Origin of the sequence: Bacillus sp. FJAT-50079 (assembly GCF_018343515.1) — a bacterium.
Lineage (GTDB): Bacteria > Bacillota > Bacilli > Bacillales > Bacillaceae_C > Lederbergia.
The window spans coordinates 566202-583195 of the sequence record NZ_JAGYPD010000003.1 but is presented as its reverse complement, the minus strand read 5'-3'; the positions used below and the strand labels follow the sequence as shown (position 1 = coordinate 583195).

Here is a 16994-nt window from a genome sequence, read left to right as displayed (position 1 = left end):
AATATTCCGTATAAACTAAGGGCGGTGACAATCTTTTGTCTACATTATTAGATGTGAAAAACTTAAAAACACATTTTTTTAATAATGATAAAGTCATCCCAGCTGTGGATGGTGTCGATATTAAAATCAAAAAAGGTGAAACCGTTGCGCTCGTTGGCGAATCTGGGTCTGGGAAAAGTATTACTTCCCTTTCGATTTTGAAGCTGATCCCAAGTCCGCCGGGAAAAATCGTTGATGGTGAAATCGTATTTAATGGAACCGATTTAGTGAAGCTTTCTGAAAACGATATGTGCCATGTCCGTGGCAATGATATTTCAATGATTTTCCAAGAACCGATGACTTCTCTTAACCCCGTTCTAACGATTGGAGAGCAAATTACGGAAGTACTTATTTATCATAAAAAGTTGACGAAAAGAGAAGCGACTCGAAAAGCGATTGATTTATTAAAATTGGTTGGTTTTTCACGAGCAGAGGAAATATTGAATGATTATCCTCATCGTCTTTCAGGTGGAATGAGGCAACGTGTGATGATCGCGATGGCGATGAGCTGCGATCCGAAACTATTAATTGCCGACGAGCCGACAACTGCACTTGATGTTACAATTCAAGCACAAATTTTAGATCTAATGAAAGAACTAAGCGTTAAATTTGGCACCTCTATTTTAATCATTACCCACGACCTTGGCGTTGTATCCGAAATTGCTGACAAGGTGCTTGTCATGTACTGTGGACAGGTAGTTGAAAATGCACCGGTCGATGATTTGTTTACAGAGCCTTTTCACCCATATACAATCGGATTAATGGAATCGATCCCATCTGTTGATGATGATTCCGAGCGACTCGTTCCCATCCATGGAAGTGTTCCCTCACCGGAAAACTTTCCGAAAGGTTGCCGATTTGCACCTCGTTGTCCACATGCGTTTGATCGTTGTTATCATGAAATGCCGAGCCTGACTGCTGTTGATGATCAACGTTCTGTACGCTGCTTTTTATACGATGACAAAGGGGAGGCCAAAACATGAGTACGCTAGTTGAGTCAGCAAATGCTTCATTACCCAAAGATGATTCAGAATTTTTATTAAAGGTTGATAATTTAAAAAAGTACTTCCCAATTAAGGCTGGTATTTTCCAACAAACAGTTGGTCATATTAAAGCGGTCGATGGCATCTCCTTTTACGTAAAAAAAGGTGAGACACTAGGAATTGTCGGAGAATCAGGATGCGGAAAATCGACGGCTGGCAGAACACTGATTCGTCTTTATGAACCAACAGATGGCAAGATTCAATTTAAAGGTCATGATATTACACATATATCAGAACGAGCATTGAGTCGGCATGTAAGGAAAAATATACAAATGATTTTTCAAGATCCTTATGCCTCAATGAATCCGCGCAAAACATTGAAATCGATTTTAAGTGAACCTTTGATTACTCACGGTTTATATGACTATAAACGCCGAGAAGAAAAAATTTCCGAGCTTTTAGAACGAGTGGGGTTTAATCCATCATTTATTAACCGTTATCCGCATGAATTTTCCGGTGGTCAACGACAGCGAATTGGAATTGCCCGAGCCCTTGCACTCAATCCTGAATTAATCATTGCTGATGAGGCCGTTTCCGCATTAGACGTGTCGATTCAAGCGCAAATTATAAATTTAATGGAAGATTTGCAAGCAGAATTTGGACTTACATATATTTTCATTTCCCATGACTTAAGTGTTGTTCGCCATATAAGTGACCGTGTTGGTGTGATGTATCTTGGGAAAATGATGGAATTGGCAAAAAAGAAAGATTTATATGAAGACCCGCTTCACCCTTATACACAAGCATTGCTTTCGGCTGTTCCTGTACCAAAAAGAAGAGGTATGCAAAAACGTGAACGAATTGTACTTACCGGTGAATTGCCAAGTCCGGCAAATCCACCCGCTGGTTGTGTCTTCCATACACGCTGCCCGGCGGCGATGGATATTTGTCGCAAACAAGTGCCGACCTTCCGAGAAGTGAAGCCTGAACATTATGTTGCTTGTCATTTATATCCATCTGAATAAATCAAGCGACTACTTGAAAGGGGTGATTCATGAGAATCTACGCTTACAAGTTTCAAATGATTTAATTAAACGATTTGGGGGGAGTAATATGAGAAAACCAGCTTGGCTTTTATTAAGTATGATGCTCGTCTTATCGATGTTTCTAGCCGCTTGTAGCGGTGGAAACAATGCGAACAATGAACCAGAAAGCAATGAACCACCGGCACAGGAAGAGCCGGAAAAAGAAGAACCACAGGCTAGTAATGAACCAGTTGATGGCGGGGATTTAGTTATTGGTTCAAGTGGGAATCCGACATTATTTAACCCGCTTTATTCTAATGACTCAGTGAGCTCCGATGTTGAAGCTCTAATCTTTGACGGCTTAGTTAGCTCAGAGGTGGATGGGTTCGAGGCAACTACAGAGGATGCAATGGCTGAAAGCATCGAAGAATCAGATGATGGAATGACTTTAACCGTTAAGCTTCGTGAAGGAATTAAATTCCATGATGGCGAGCCTTTAACTGCTGACGACGTTGTATTCACATACAATATTCCATTAAGTGAGGATTATGATGGGATCCGCGGTGATTATTTCGAATCATTGGAAAGCGTTGAAAAAGTCGATGATTTAACGGTGAAATTCCATTTAAATAAAGTTGACGTCCAATTCCCATCCGTTGGATTAAGCTTTGGAATTCTTCCTGAACATATTCTTGGTGATGTTCCGATTGCAGAGCTCGGTGAACATTCATTCAATACGAAAACACCTATTGGATCAGGTCCATTTAAATTTGTCGAGAATAAAGCCGGAGAATATGTGAAGGTAGAAGCATTCGATGATTTTTATTTAGGTCGACCACATTTGGATACCATTACAATGAAAATCATTACGGATGCAAATGCGATGTTAACACAGCTGCAAAATCGTGATATTGACTTCTGGTCCGGTGTCAACTTATCGGATGTAGAAACAGTGGAAGGCTTTGCGGATGAAATTGGTATTAAACTTGAACATGGTCTTGCACTTTCCTACACTTTCTTAGGTTACAACGAAGCAAATGATTTATTTAAAGAAAAGGAAGTACGTCAAGCACTTACACATGCAATCGACCGTCAAACCATTGTAGATGTCATCATGGAAGGAAAAGGGAAAGTCGCTGACGTCCCTGAAAGTCCATTGAGCTGGGCTTATAATGATGATGTTCCAAGATTCGAATATGATCCGGAAAAAGCGAAACAAATGCTTGCTGATGCAGGTTGGGAGCCAGGCTCAGATGGAATTCTTGAGAAGGACGGGAAACGCTTCTCCTTTGAAGTTAAAACAAACCAAGGTAATAAAACTCGTGAAGATATAGCCGTTCTTCTACAAGATCAATTTAAAGAAATTGGCATCGAAGCGAAACCAAAAATCATGGAATTTGGTGCCTTAATTAAAGATATTAACCCACCAAACAGAAATTTTGAAGCGCTTCTCCTTGGCTGGAGCTTAGCGACGGACCCAGATCCAAGCGGGATTTTCCATACGAAAAATATTGAAAACGGGAATAACATGATTGCTTACTCCAACCCCGAGCTTGATAAACTAATGGATGAGCAATTGCAAGAAAGAGATAAAGAAAAACGTAAAGAGCTAATTGGAAAAATCCAACAACAATTAGCTGAAGATCAACCATATACGTTCATTTATTATCCTGAAGAGTATCGTGCTATGCCAGCAGAAATGCAGGGATATGAATTCCATGCAAAAAATTATATTTACAAAGCTCATAAGTGGTGGTTAAAACCAACTGAATAATCGATGAGAGTATAGAAAAGGGGAATGGCTATTCGCCTCCCCTTTTTCTTTTTTATCCAAAACTTCGAAAATTAATATGCGATTGCATATCTTTAGATACAATGATGAATTTGAAAGGAGGATAAAAAATGGTTTCCTATATTATTCGTCGCACACTGATGGCCATCCCATTATTGCTCGGAATTACGATCATATCATTTGCCATCATTCAAGCAGCACCCGGTGACCCAACAACATTAATGATGGATCCAAATTTAAAACCAGAAGATCAAATAAAGTTTAGAGAAAAATACGGCTTAGATGAACCTGTCCATAAACAATATATCGTATGGCTTGGAAAAATGATTCAAGGCGATTTTGGTACTTCAATTATAAATCGTGGTGTTCCAGTCAGTGAAATGATCTTGGCCCGCCTTCCCAATACTTTATTGCTTATGGGGGTTTCTACACTTCTTGCGATTATCATTGCCGTACCACTAGGTATTATATCAGCTATGCGGCCTTATACAATTAAAGATTATTCCGTAACAGTTGGTTCATTTCTCGGAGTCGCCACTCCAAACTTTTGGCTCGGATTAATGATGATTATATTTTTTGGTGTTCAACTTAAATGGTTCCCAACTGGTGGTGTAGCTACACTTAATGCGCCATTTAGCATTTGGGATAGAATTCACCATTTAATTATGCCCGCATTTGTATTGGCTGCTTCCGATATGGCCGCACTCACCCGATACACACGTTCAAGCATGTTGGATGTCCTTCATCAAGATTACATTCGAACGGCAAGGGCTAAAGGCTTTAAAGAACTAAAAGTCGTTTTAAAACATGGACTTAGAAATGGATTAATACCAATCATCACCATTTTCGGACTTATGATTCCTTCTTTTATCAGTGGTGCAGCTATTACGGAGTCAGTTTTCAGTTGGCCAGGCCTCGGTCGATTATTCATTGAATCAGCATTCACACGTGATTATCCGGTAATCATGGCCTTAACAGTTATTTCTTCCGTATTTGTCGTTATTGGAAATTTAATTGCGGATATATTATATGCGGTATTCGATCCACGTATCGAGTATTGAGGAGGGATTGAATTTGGTACAATATAATACAAATACGACGATTGATGGGCCGGAGTTAAATCCCAATATTCAAAAACCCGAAACGTTGACAAGAATATTTGTACGTAAATTTATGAAAAATAAGTTAGCTGTAATAGGTGCGATTATTTTACTGATTATCATCCTTATGGCTATATTTGCACCCTTGATCGCTCCGTATAATCCAGATAAACCAAATCTGGTAGCTAAACTTACTCCCCCCGGAAAGGAATATTGGTTGGGTACAGACCGATTCGGCCGTGATATTTTTTCTCGTCTGCTTTTCGGTGGCAGAATTTCCTTATTAGTCGCATTTTGTTCCGTAGCTGGCGCAATGATAATTGGCACTACGATTGGTGCACTTGCAGGATATTTTGGCGGTATTATCGATGCTATTCTTATGAGATTTGTTGATATTGTCATTTCTATCCCCAGTTTATTTTTACTCATTACGGTTGTTACTATTTTTGAACCTGGTTGGGACAAGCTTATTATTATTTTTGCATTAACTTCATGGACAAGCACAGCTAGGCTAGTTCGAGGGGAATTTCTAACATTAAGATCCCGGGAATTTGTATTAGCATCGAGAACAATAGGGACGAGAGCATCAAAAATTATTTTCAGCCATATATTGCCTAATGCTATGGGGCCTATCATTGTTGCAGCTACTCTATTAGTAGGTGGAGTTATTCTCTCAGAAGCGGCTTTAAGTTACTTAGGGCTTGGAGTTCAACCTCCTACACCGAGCTGGGGCAATATGCTCCAAGATGCACAAAACTTTACCGTTCTCTTAAAAGCGCCTTGGTATCCCGCCTTTCCTGGTTTACTTATTTTAATTACCGTACTATGTTTTAACTTCGTAGGTGACGGACTCCGTGATGCACTGGATCCGAAAAGTGACTAATCAAAAAGGAGCTGCTTCATAGACGAGCAGCTTCTCCTTTATTTATGCACCTTTGTCTACTTTAATAATGCTTCAACATCAACTTCGGAGGGGACTGTCTAAAAGGTAATACTAATTGCTCTTTTGGTAAACATCGTGCACTCGATTGCCCCTATTGGCGAGTTTTTGTTGGAATGGGAAAATCGAGCGGGGTTCGATTGACCGTATTGGGGAGTTTTTCTGGAAATGGGGCAATCGAACGGGGGCCGATTGACCGTTTCGGGAATTTTTTGCTGGAATGGGGCAATCGAACGGGGGGCGATTGACCGTATTCGGGAGTTTTTCTGGAAATGGGGCAATCGAGCGGGGGCCGATTGACCGTTTCGGGAATTTTTCTTCCGGAATAGGGCAATCGAGCGAGGGGCGATTGACCGTTTCGGGAATTTTTTGCTGGAATGGGGAAATCGGGCGGGGGGCGAATAACCGTTTGGGGAATTTTTTGCTGGAATGGGGCAATCGAACGGGGGGGCGATTGACCGTATTCGGGAGTTTTGCTGGAAATGGGGCAATCGAACGGGGTCCGAATGACCGTATTCGGGAGTCTTTGCTGGAATGGGAAAATCGAACGGGGGGCGATTGACCGTATTCGGGAGTTTTGCTGGAAATGGGGCAATCGAGCGGGGGCCGATTGACCGTTTCGGGAATTTTTCTTCCGGTAAGGGAAATGGATACTGCCTGTGTATAAAAGCGGGGCTATTCTAACTACTAGGACAGCCCCACCGTTTTTAGTATCATGTTATCGGTTCACAGGTTTTTTCAGTAAACCGATGAGTAAAGCTGTTGCGATTGATCCTGCAACAATGGCGAGCAAATATAATAAGATGCTTCCTTCGATGATTGGGATTACAAAGATCCCTCCATGTGGAGCGGGTAAGCCAATTTTAAATGCCATTGACAATCCGCCTGCAACCGCTGAGCCGAAAATGATTGAAGGAATGACCCGTAATGGATCTGCTGCTGCAAATGGAATCGCCCCTTCTGTAATAAAGGTCGCGCCCATAATATAATTCGTTTTTCCCGCATCTCTTTCTTGTGCGGTAAATTTATGTTTAAAAAAGGTCGTCGCTAACGCTAAGCCAAGTGGCGGCACCATTCCGCCAGCCATCACCGCCGCATGAGGAGCAAAATTCCCAGCATCAATCATCGCGATACCAAATGTGAATGCGGCTTTATTAATTGGTCCGCCCATATCAATTGCCATCATGCCGCCAAGAATAATTCCCAAAATAATAAGGTTCTCTGTACCGAGGCCATTTAACCAATTTGTTAATCCAGTATTCATTGCTTTTACAGGGTCAATAACGATAAATAACATAATAAGTCCCGTGAACAAAATACTAAAGAGTGGGTAAAGAAGGACAGGTTTGATTCCTTCTAATGAATCAGGCAATCGAGAGAAAATCCTTCTTAATAGTACAACGATATACCCTGCTAAGAAACCAGCAATTAATCCGCCAAGAAAACCAGCTCCGCCTGTTGCAGCCATCAGACCGCCAACCATGCCTGGAGCGAGTCCTGGTCGATCAGCAATACTCATCGCAATGAATCCTGCTAATACTGGAATCATTAAACCAAAAGCATTTCCGCCCCCAATCGTATTAAGAGCTGCTGCAAATGCATTATATGATGGATCATTTGGATCAGCTGATTGAATTCCAAACATAAATGATATCGCTATCAATATTCCCCCGCCGACTACAAATGGAAGCATATTCGATACGCCATTCATTAAGTGCTGATAAAACCCAGCCCGTTTTTTAGACGTTTCAAATTGACGATTTGATTGCTGGCTGCCATCACCTTGATAAATTGGAGCATCTTGTTTCAGCGCATTTTCAATCAATTGCTGCGGCTTGCGAATTCCATCTGCGACGGAGACTTTGATAACATGTTTTCCGCTGAAGCGATCCATTTCTACTTTCGTATCTGCTGCAACAATAACGGCCGTAGCCTTTTCAATGTCTTCAGATGTTAATACGTTTTTAGCTCCACCAGAACCATTTGTTTCAACCTTTATCGAAACACCTAACTCTTTTGCCTTTGCTTTCAAAGCATCTGCGGCCATATACGTATGGGCAATTCCCGTTGGACAGGCTGTGACAGCGACTATGCTCGCGGCTTTTAGCGGTGCTTCTCCTTGTTCTTCCTCAACCTCTTGATCATACCGATTCATTGTCTCAATGATTTCTTCTGCTGTGTTTGCATCCATTAGTTCTTTTCTTGCATCCACGTTCATTAAAATGGAAGATAATTTTGCGAGCGCTTGCAAATGAGTGTTATTGGCTCCTTCAGGTGCTGCAATCATGAAAACTAAATGCGCAGGCTGATTGTCTAGTGAATCATAATCGATCCCATCGATGGACTTTCCAAAGGCGATCGCCGGAACTTTCACAGCATCTGTTTTTGCGTGTGGTATAGCGATGCCTTCTCCAATTCCTGTCGTGCTTTGTTCTTCGCGTTTCATAATGCCCGTTTTAAATTTCTCCTTGTCATTTAGCTTCCCAGCACGATGCAACTGATCGACTAATTCATCAATTGCACCGAGCTTATCACGACTTTTCAGTGATAGATTGATGGTTTCTAAGGTTAACAGTTCTGTTATTTTCATCCTGAATCTCCCCTTTTGCTTACTTTCACTTGCGGAAGGAGTGCCTCAATCTTCTCTTTGGTGCAAAGACCGAAGGAAAAAGCAGTAGCACTTCCTGATGCAACGCCATATTGAAAAGCCTCTTCAACATTGCCTGTTTTCGAGAATTGTGCTAAAAATCCAGCAACAAGCGAATCTCCTGCACCAACTGAACTTTTTACATCTCCAGAAGGGACTGTCGCATGCAAGACCTTCTCTTTATTTATAAAGATAGCTCCCTTTTCTGCCATTGAAACAATTACATTTTGTGCACCCATTTCAAGTAATTGTTTACCATACTTGATCGCTTCTTCTGGTGTATCAATAGTAGTTTGAAATAGGTCTGCTAATTCATGATGATTTGGTTTTATTAGAAAAGGCCGATAGGCTAACACATTCCTTAATAGATTACCTTCTGCATCAACAACGAACGAAGCATCTAACTCGACACATATTTTTACGAGTTCTTTATAAATGGTAGTTGGAAGCGCAGCCGGAATGCTGCCTGAAAGAATTAATTGATCCCCTTTTTTCAAGCTTTTGATTTTCGTTTTTAACTGCTCAATGTTTTCATTTTCAATTTGTGGACCTTGCCCATTAATTTCCGTTTCTTGATCTGTTTTTAGCTTTACATTAATGCGTGTATCACCTTTCACACGAATAAAATCACTTTTGATATTTTCACTATTTAAATAATCTTCTATATATCGGCCTGTAAAGCCACCAATAAAGCCGAGCGCAGTACTTTCTACCCTAAGTTCGTGAAGTACTCTCGATACATTGATCCCTTTCCCACCAGGGAATTTTGTTTCTTTTTGGATTCTATTTAATTGTCCAATCTGAAATGGTTCCACCTCAACCACGTAATCAATCGATGGGTTTAATGTCAATGTATAAATCATTCGCTCACGACCTTTATTGTTGTTTTACCTTTGAAGAGTGATAGAATCTCTTGATCAAGTTGAGTTGTAATGATATCTGCCTTATTTAAATCCATGATTTTCGCAAAAGAAATCTCTCCAAATTTTGTTTCATCGGCAAGTACATAATTTTTATTAGAAAGCGTTGTCGCTTTTTTCTTAACCATCGCCTCTTCTTGATCAGGCGTTGTAAAAGCAAGCTCTGAATGGATGCCATTCACACCGAGAAAACATTTATCGAATCGATATTGTCCGAGACTTACTAACGCTCCTCTACCAATCGTTGCATTTGTTCGATTTTTTGCGTAGCCACCGATTAAATAAGTACGTATCCCTTTTTCAAGTAATGGGGCAATATGCTCCAACCCATTTGTTACAACAACAAGATCATTTTGATTTAAATATGGGATCATCTCCTTCGTTGTTGAGCCGGCATCTAAGTAAATACAGTCACCATCCTCTACAATACTTGCCGCATATTGAGCGATTTTCTGCTTTTGATGAAGGTTTTTGGTTGATTTTTCTACCATGCTCGGTTCAATCAATTTTCCTTGTAATAAGGAAGCCCCTCCATGAATGCGCTTTAAGAAATGATCTTCTTCCAATTGTGTCAAATCCCTGCGGATCGTTGATTCAGAAGACTGCGTTCTCTCTACTAATTCTTGAATTTTAACGGTTCCTTTCTCTTTTAGTATCTGAAGGATGATGGCATGCCTTTCAGGTGTCAACATAAAGATCACTCCTTGAATTGTATATTATAAGATTTTTATTCAACAGTCAATCACTTTCATCCAAAATAATTCAAAATCATTCAAGTTTGTGATTGTTTTTGAGGTTTTAACGACAAATAAAAAGCTCATAAAGAAACTTTTCATTCTTTACGAGCTATTTATTTTAATATTTTCTTAAAAACACTGCTTGTTTTTGAAACCATTGTTCGCGAATATGTTGGTGGATCCTCATAAATTGTTTTTCAATCTCTTGGGTGGAATTGGCAAGCATCCTAACTGTAAACCCTGGTACGGTAAGTTGAGAGATGCCTATTTTATAAGCTTCATCCATATCCCCTAATGTATCATAAAGCTCATCAATAAAAGAAGATGTCATCTTATCACTTACAACAATCATCGAACCAAGATGTGTGTAGTTTTCCATTAATCCGATCGCACCAATCTGCTGGCTACTCGGTTCTAGTTTTAAATGGTCAAAGACGACTAACTCATTGTCTAAATAAATTTCGTTTTTTAGCTGAAGTTTTTCATAGCTAAATAAAGTCCCTTGGGGTGACCAACCCGGAGTAAGGATATCACAGTAAATGAGGGTAGAACCGGATTCCATGTGGACCACATTTCTTTGAATATAACGTGCATCCTCATAGCCGATTAAAGGATCTGGAATGTATTCAAGGAGACTGTCCTTTTTCAAATAAAATTCCATTTCTTGTATGACTGGAATACGCGGTGTTTTATATACTTTTGCTGCTGACTGCGTCGTTAAAAGTAATTCCGCCTTTTCATCCGCTATTACTTGCATACGGTACGTATCCCCATCGACATACCCGCCGCCAGGGTTAATGAGAAAATATGTGACCTGTCCGGAGTTATCTAGATAATGGGGACGCATCACTTTAAATGCTCCTTGAAAGTACACATCTTTTGGGATGGTTTTGCCTCTTTTATATTCAACGGCTAACCGTAGTTCCCCTGTCCATTTCCTCATTTTCCTAAACCATCTAACAATGCATTTTTCTTAATCCAAGCAATGACTTCATCCAAACCAGTATTATCTTTTAGATTTGTGAAAACGAATGGTTTATTGCCGCGGAATACTTTCGTATCTGATTCCATCACTTCTAAACTAGCGCCGACAAATGGAGCAAGATCCGTTTTATTAATGATGAAAAGATCAGATTTGATCATCCCTTGTCCACCTTTGCGCGGAATTTTTTCTCCTTGCGCAACGTCAATAATGTAGATAGAGAAATCAACAAGCTCTGGGCTAAATGTTGCGGCTAAATTATCTCCACCGCTTTCTACAAAAATGATCTCCAAATCTTTATGTGTTTTTTTCAAATCTTCAATTGCAGCCGTATTCATCGAAGTATCTTCACGAATCGCTGTATGTGGGCAACCGCCTGTTTCAACACCGATAATGCGGTCAGATGGCAATACCCCGTTTTTCATTAAGAATTTCGCATCTTCTTTCGTATAAATATCATTCGTAACAACAGCCATGCTAATGTCATCCGCCATTGCTCGTGTTAATTTTTCAATCAACATCGTTTTTCCTGAACCAACAGGTCCTCCAACTCCAATTTTAATTGGCTCCATATAAGCACGTCCTTTCATGACATAAAAATTCGAATCGTAAGTCGTTCGTGTTTCATTTGAGAAATTTCGATTCCCGGTGCTGTCACACCAAAATCATCGATCGTTAATGTTTCTGTTTTCTTCGTTGTTTCCATGATCCATGGTTGAATATCCCTTAACATTTTCTGTCCTGCCGTTTGTCCTAAAGGGATGCCTCTTACAGCATTTTGCACAATGCCAGATATGCAAGAATACAAGTATGCGGAAATGGCACTTTGTTTAGGGACTTCTAAGCAAAAAGCAATCATCGTAAATACGATCGCTGGATGTCCAAATGATTGCTCTTGTTCGATCCGCTGTTTGTACGTGGAAAGGATTGGGAAGTCATAAAGTGATAAAGCTAAGCTTAACATCCGCTCTCCCATTTTGTATGTTCCTTCTCTCACTTCACGCGGCAGATTTTGCACGGTGATTAATCGATCAAGCTTCCATATTTCTTCCGTTGCTTCATGCTCCATCGCCTCATATACGAGACGGCTCACTAGACCGTCCGTATATTTCAACTGTTCATCCAAATAAACATTTAGCCACGCTTTAAACGTTTCCGGATCTTCCACTTTTTCTTCCTGAATATACGTTTCCAAGCCGAATGAATGGCTAAACGCCCCAGTTGGAAGTTGGGAATCCGTAAGTTGAAACAAAGCGAGTAAATAATTATCCATGGCTATGACCAATATGACGGAAAGCTTGCTTTACTTTCCTTTTTTCTCGTTCAAAAGGGATAGCGAGCTCTTGAAGCAATTCCTCTACTAAATAGTCATATTGAACGAACATCTCGTCACCTTCAAACTGGGCAGGTAAATGGCGATTACCGAGCTGATGGGCGATATTTCCCATTTCTTGAATCGAGCGCGGTTTAATAATTAATAAATCATCAGGCATCACATCAACGATGATCATATTATGATCATCCATGTATAAAACATCGCCTGCCACTAAATCACGTGCTTCTTTTAAGCGAATGCCGAGCTCTTTTCCATGGTCTGTTGTCACTCTTTGAATTCTTTTAACGAGATCACTGCTTTCCAAATACACTTTTTCTTTATGATATTTCGCAAGCTCGTTTTGATCGATTTCATCAATATGTGTAATGACATGATCTATAATCAAATATATTCACCTCAAAATAAAAAGTATCGTTGTGCCATTGGAACGACTTCCACTGGCTCGCAAGTTAAATGTTCACCGTTTACTTTTACTTCATATGTTTGTGGATCAACGGTAATTTCCGGGGTTTCAGCATTGAGCTTCATATCTTTTTTCGTTAAATTACGAATGCCGTGCACTGGTAGAATGATCTTTTCAAGACCAAGCTTTTCTTTCACTCCATTGTCATACGCAGCCTTCGAAACGAACGTGATCGAATGTTTAGGCAATGCCTTTCCTGTCGCTGCATACATTGGGCGATAAATATATGGCTGTGGTGTCGGAATTGATGCATTTGGGTCACCCATGATGCTATTAACAACCATTCCACATTTTAAGATCATATCTGGCTTCACGCCAAAAAATTTCGGGCTCCAAATGACGAGGTCCGCATATTTTCCTTCTTCAATTGAACCGATGTAATCGCCAATTCCGTGGGCAATTGCCGGATTAATTGTATATTTTGCCACATATCTTTTTACGCGGTTATTATCACCGACTCCATTGTCGCCTTCTAGTTTTCCACGTTGCTTCTTCATCTTATCTGCCACTTGCCATGTACGAATGGTTACTTCTCCAACCCGTCCCATTGCTTGCGCATCTGAGCTTGTAATACTGAAAATCCCCATATCTTGGAGAATATCTTCAGCAGCAATCGTTTCTTCTCGAATTCTTGAATCGGCGAATGCAACATCTTCTGGAATGTCTGGATTTAAATGGTGACAAACCATTAGCATATCTAAATGTTCATCGATTGTATTAACTGTAAATGGTAGTGTAGGGTTTGTCGAAGCTGGGAGAACATTCAAGTAGCTCGCAACTTTAATAATGTCAGGAGCATGTCCACCCCCAGCACCTTCTGTATGAAATGAGTGAATGACGCGGTCTTTAAATGCGGCTACTGTATTTTCAACGAAGCCACCCTCGTTTAATGTGTCGGCGTGTAAAGCAACTTGAACATCGTACTTATCAGCAACTTTTAATGAGTTATCAATGGAGGAAAAAGTTGCTCCCCAATCCTCATGTACTTTTAAGCCGATAACACCCGCTTCAATTTGCTCAGCAAGTGGCTCCTCTGAAGCTGCATGTCCTTTACCGAGTAAACCAACATTAATTGGTAGCCCTTCTACCGCTTCTAACATGCGATGAATATTCGCTGGCCCTGGTGTAACTGTCGTCGCTTTTGATCCTTCCGCTGGACCGGTTCCACCACCGATTAATGTTGTCGTACCAGCTGTTAAAGCCGTTTCAACTTGGTCCGGATTAATAAAGTGAACGTGTGTATCAATCGCACCAGCCGTCACGATCTTTCCTTCTCCGGCAATCACTTCCGTAGCTGCCCCAATGACGATGTCAACATTGTCTTGGATTAAAGGATTTCCCGCTTTACCAATTTTAAAAATCTTCCCATCCCTAATGGCAAGATCCGCTTTATAAATCCCTGTATAATCTAAAATAATAATGTTTGTAATGACTAAGTCAGGAATATCTTCTCCACGAACCGCTAACGGGTGCTGTCCCATCCCTTCGCGGATAACTTTTCCGCCACCGAACACAACTTCTTCACCATATAACGTACGATCTTCTTCAATTTCAATAAACAAATTTGTATCAGCTAAACGAACGGCATCGCCTTTCGTCGGTCCATACATATCTGTGTACTGCTTTCTTGTCATACGAAAACTCATAAATTGTTCCTCCCGTCAACCGAACCTTCTGTTTTCTCGTTTAATCCATAAACCTTGCGCTCTCCACCTAGGGCGACAAGCTCCACTTCCTTCGGATCACCCGGCTCAAAACGGAAAGCAGCACCTGCTGGAACGTTTAAACGAAAGCCAAATGTTTCGTCTCGATTAAATTCAAGTGCTTCATTTACTTCATAAAAGTGAAAATGGGAGCCAACTTGAATTGGCCGATCTCCTTTATTGACAACTTGAATTTTCTTCGTTTCTTTTCCTTCATTGCAGATAATATCTTCATCTAACAATATATATTCTCCTGGTATCATTCTCATCGTTTCCTCCGTTCTATCTTATTGGGTTATGAACAGTGACAAGCTTTACACCATCTGGAAATGTAGCTTCCACTTGAATATCGTCAATCATTTCAGGGACGCCTTCCATGACATCTTCAGCTGATAAGATCGTCGCCCCGTATTGCATTAATTCTGCAACAGACTTGCCATCTCTTGCACCTTCCAGTAATTCATATGTAATTAATGCAACGGATTCCGGATGATTCAGCTTCAATCCCCTTTCCCTACGCCGCCTTGCTAAATCTGCAGCAACGACGATCATTAATTTCTCTTGCTCACGCGGTAATAGATGCATCCTTCTTTCCTCCTATTCAAAATATGACATTAATGCCATTTTTTCTCAATTCACAAACGTGAAAAGCTAAATGTCTTCTATCCCGACATTTGCATCGTTTGTTTGGGAGAGTTATTTTTTCAAAAAGCGTATTGGAAAGATAAGTATCAGTTTTCCCTCGTTTTTGAAAAATAAACCAATGTTACATCATTTCGGAATTTCAATAATCTATATGGATTATTGAATTAACTATGGTAGAATAATAACTCGTCCTTCTATCTCTATTTTTAATACCGAAAATGCATCCTGTCAAGGTTTAGGCATTGTTTTTTACATGCTTCAATCTTAATATTGTCCTAATGATGAATTAAAGGTAACATAATTAGGGAATAGGAAAAAAATGACGATTAAAGTTGAATTCCAATCTAAGGAGAGGTTTCACTTGCAATATAAATTGGATAAGTTTTTTAACAGCAATCACTATTTATCGCTTATACCCGCAACGCTAAATGGAGTATCTCAAGTTATCCTGCTCGAAAATCCGGTATCAGGACTGATTATTTTACTTGGACTTTCTATTGCTTCACCGTCCCTCGGACTAATCGCTTTTATTGCATCAGCAATTGGTACTTTAGTTGCCGACTTCGGGGGAGCAGATAAGAAACAAGTTCACCAAGGACTATTTGGCTTTAACTCCGTACTCACAGGAATTGCTATAATGATCTTTATGGAAGGAAGCCTTCGCTGGGTGATTGCAATGGCAGGTGCAGCCGTAGCAGCTCTCTTAACCGCTGCTTTCATGCATGCCGCAAAAAAGTTTGCTTATCCTGTACTAACCTTTCCGTTTATAATTCTGACATGGTTTTTATTACTTTCAGCGTATCGTTTTACCGCTTTTCAACTAAGCTCTGATCTCGTCCCACAATCATTGTCACAATGGGTTTTAGATATTGAGGGAACCCCACAATTATTCAGGGGGCTAATCAAAGGAGTAGCAGAAGTTTTTTTAATTGATGTTTTTTGGTCTGGGGTTTTCATATTAATTGCTGTGTTTTGGGCAGGGTGGAAATATGGTGTCTATACATTATTTGCGACCGCCGTTTCTTGGCTCGTTGCCTATTTACTTGGCGCAGATTTTAAGTTGCTCAATTTAGGGCTGTATAGTTATAATGCTGTCCTGACGATGATTGCAATTGGGTCGGTATATAACGTTCGCCAGCGCAAATTTCCATTTGCCGGCACACTTGCTGCAATGGCGAGTGTACTCGTAACAGCAAGTGTCGATACATGGCTGCTGCCTTTTGGACTTCCGCCGCTTACTTTACCATTTGTCTTATGTACTTGGTTATTCATCGGTTCAAGAAAAGTATTGCGTAATTTTTAATACAAATAGCTACTTTGCCGAGCAAGGATTGAACAAAAGAGAAAAGCGGGTGAAGAACAATGATGTTTACTTCACCCGCTTTATTTTATTGAATTGATCAACCTCTAATGAATATGTTTTATAATAATTTCGCGGACTTGCTCCTCGATTTCCTCAATCGGAATTTCGTGATTCTCTTGAAGGGGATGTGGATGAAACCAATTTACATCACCATTTCTATAATGACCTTCATAGCTTTTTCCGTCCAAAGAAATCTCAAAATGAGTCAAACCATGGGGTAAATTTTCAAACACTTCTTTTTTCACTTCAAATTCTTCAATCATAATGGCATTCCCCCATTTGTATTAGTACCATTATGTTTCCCCCTTTATTCGAGTTA

18 protein-coding genes are annotated in these 16994 nt (G+C 40.2%); 7 read left to right on the top strand and 11 right to left on the bottom strand.

The annotated features are described in order from the left end of the window. The first annotated feature begins 35 nt into the window (after positions 1-35). The 6 genes from KHA95_RS10405 (at position 36) to KHA95_RS10380 (ending at position 6441) form a co-directional block, all read left to right on the top strand. Positions 36-1022 carry an ABC transporter ATP-binding protein gene (locus KHA95_RS10405; RefSeq protein ID WP_213137420.1) on the top strand — a complete coding sequence of 329 codons (987 nt, stop codon included), beginning with the start codon at positions 36-38 and terminating at the stop codon, positions 1020-1022. Then, a complete protein-coding gene (locus tag KHA95_RS10400) occupies positions 1019-2047 on the top strand; it encodes an ABC transporter ATP-binding protein (RefSeq protein WP_213137419.1) in 1029 nt (342 codons plus the stop codon). The genes KHA95_RS10405 and KHA95_RS10400 overlap by 4 nt, the downstream gene beginning before the upstream one ends. An 88-nt stretch (positions 2048-2135) precedes the next feature. Next, a complete protein-coding gene (locus KHA95_RS10395) occupies positions 2136-3821 on the top strand; it encodes a peptide-binding protein (protein WP_213137418.1) in 1686 nt (561 codons plus the stop codon). Positions 3822-3949: 128 nt separating this feature from the next. Further along, a complete protein-coding gene (locus KHA95_RS10390; RefSeq protein ID WP_213137417.1) occupies positions 3950-4900 on the top strand; it encodes an ABC transporter permease in 951 nt (316 codons plus the stop codon). A 13-nt stretch (positions 4901-4913) separates the two neighbouring features. Then, positions 4914-5822, top strand: coding sequence for an oligopeptide ABC transporter permease (gene opp4C / locus KHA95_RS10385; protein WP_249316753.1), 909 nt, complete (start codon positions 4914-4916; stop codon positions 5820-5822). A gap of 277 nt (positions 5823-6099) precedes the next feature. Next, the gene (locus KHA95_RS10380) at positions 6100-6441 is read left to right on the top strand and encodes a hypothetical protein (protein WP_213137415.1); all 342 of its coding nucleotides are present in this window, start codon (positions 6100-6102) and stop codon (positions 6439-6441) included. A gap of 156 nt (positions 6442-6597) precedes the next feature. Here the strand turns inward: KHA95_RS10380 and KHA95_RS10375 are convergent, their stop codons facing one another. The 10 genes from KHA95_RS10375 to KHA95_RS10330 form a co-directional block, all read right to left on the bottom strand. Then, on the bottom strand, positions 6598-8469 hold the full coding sequence (locus tag KHA95_RS10375) for a PTS fructose transporter subunit IIABC (protein ID WP_213137414.1): 1872 nt from the start codon (positions 8467-8469) through the stop codon (positions 6598-6600). Further along, positions 8466-9389: a 1-phosphofructokinase gene (gene pfkB, locus KHA95_RS10370; RefSeq protein ID WP_213137413.1), complete on the bottom strand. Its 924-nt coding sequence runs from the start codon at positions 9387-9389 to the stop codon at positions 8466-8468. The genes KHA95_RS10375 and pfkB overlap by 4 nt, the downstream gene beginning before the upstream one ends. Then, positions 9386-10138 (bottom strand): DeoR/GlpR family DNA-binding transcription regulator, encoded by a 753-nt coding sequence (locus KHA95_RS10365; protein WP_213137412.1) that lies wholly within the window; start codon positions 10136-10138, stop codon positions 9386-9388. The genes pfkB and KHA95_RS10365 overlap by 4 nt, the downstream gene beginning before the upstream one ends. A gap of 163 nt (positions 10139-10301) precedes the next feature. Continuing rightward, the gene (locus KHA95_RS10360) at positions 10302-11126 is read right to left on the bottom strand and encodes an urease accessory protein UreD (RefSeq protein WP_213137411.1); all 825 of its coding nucleotides are present in this window, start codon (positions 11124-11126) and stop codon (positions 10302-10304) included. Continuing rightward, a complete protein-coding gene (gene ureG / locus KHA95_RS10355) occupies positions 11123-11737 on the bottom strand; it encodes an urease accessory protein UreG (protein WP_213137410.1) in 615 nt (204 codons plus the stop codon). Before ureG ends, KHA95_RS10360 begins: the two co-directional genes overlap by 4 nt. Positions 11738-11751: 14 nt before the next feature. After that, positions 11752-12438 carry an urease accessory protein UreF gene (locus KHA95_RS10350; RefSeq protein WP_213137409.1) on the bottom strand — a complete coding sequence of 229 codons (687 nt, stop codon included), beginning with the start codon at positions 12436-12438 and terminating at the stop codon, positions 11752-11754. Next, complete coding sequence (gene ureE / locus KHA95_RS10345) at positions 12431-12880, bottom strand: urease accessory protein UreE (protein ID WP_481748435.1); 450 nt, start codon at positions 12878-12880, stop codon at positions 12431-12433. Before ureE ends, KHA95_RS10350 begins: the two co-directional genes overlap by 8 nt. Before the next feature lie 17 nt (positions 12881-12897). Beyond that, positions 12898-14610, bottom strand: coding sequence for an urease subunit alpha (gene ureC / locus KHA95_RS10340; protein WP_213137407.1), 1713 nt, complete (start codon positions 14608-14610; stop codon positions 12898-12900). Next, positions 14607-14930, bottom strand: a complete 324-nt coding sequence (locus KHA95_RS10335; RefSeq protein ID WP_213137545.1) for an urease subunit beta — start codon at positions 14928-14930, stop codon at positions 14607-14609. Before KHA95_RS10335 ends, ureC begins: the two co-directional genes overlap by 4 nt. A 19-nt stretch (positions 14931-14949) precedes the next feature. Beyond that, positions 14950-15252, bottom strand: a complete 303-nt coding sequence (locus tag KHA95_RS10330) for an urease subunit gamma (protein ID WP_213137406.1) — start codon at positions 15250-15252, stop codon at positions 14950-14952. A 421-nt stretch (positions 15253-15673) separates the two neighbouring features. On the opposite strand from KHA95_RS10330, the gene KHA95_RS10325 reads away from it, so the two are divergent. Continuing rightward, entirely contained in the window at positions 15674-16615 is a 942-nt protein-coding gene (locus KHA95_RS10325; protein WP_213137405.1) for an urea transporter, read from the top strand. Positions 16616-16719: 104 nt separating this feature from the next. On the opposite strand, the gene KHA95_RS10320 is transcribed toward KHA95_RS10325, so the two are convergent. Then, on the bottom strand, positions 16720-16938 hold the full coding sequence (locus KHA95_RS10320) for a hypothetical protein (RefSeq protein ID WP_213137404.1): 219 nt from the start codon (positions 16936-16938) through the stop codon (positions 16720-16722). Positions 16939-16994: the final 56 nt, after the last annotated feature.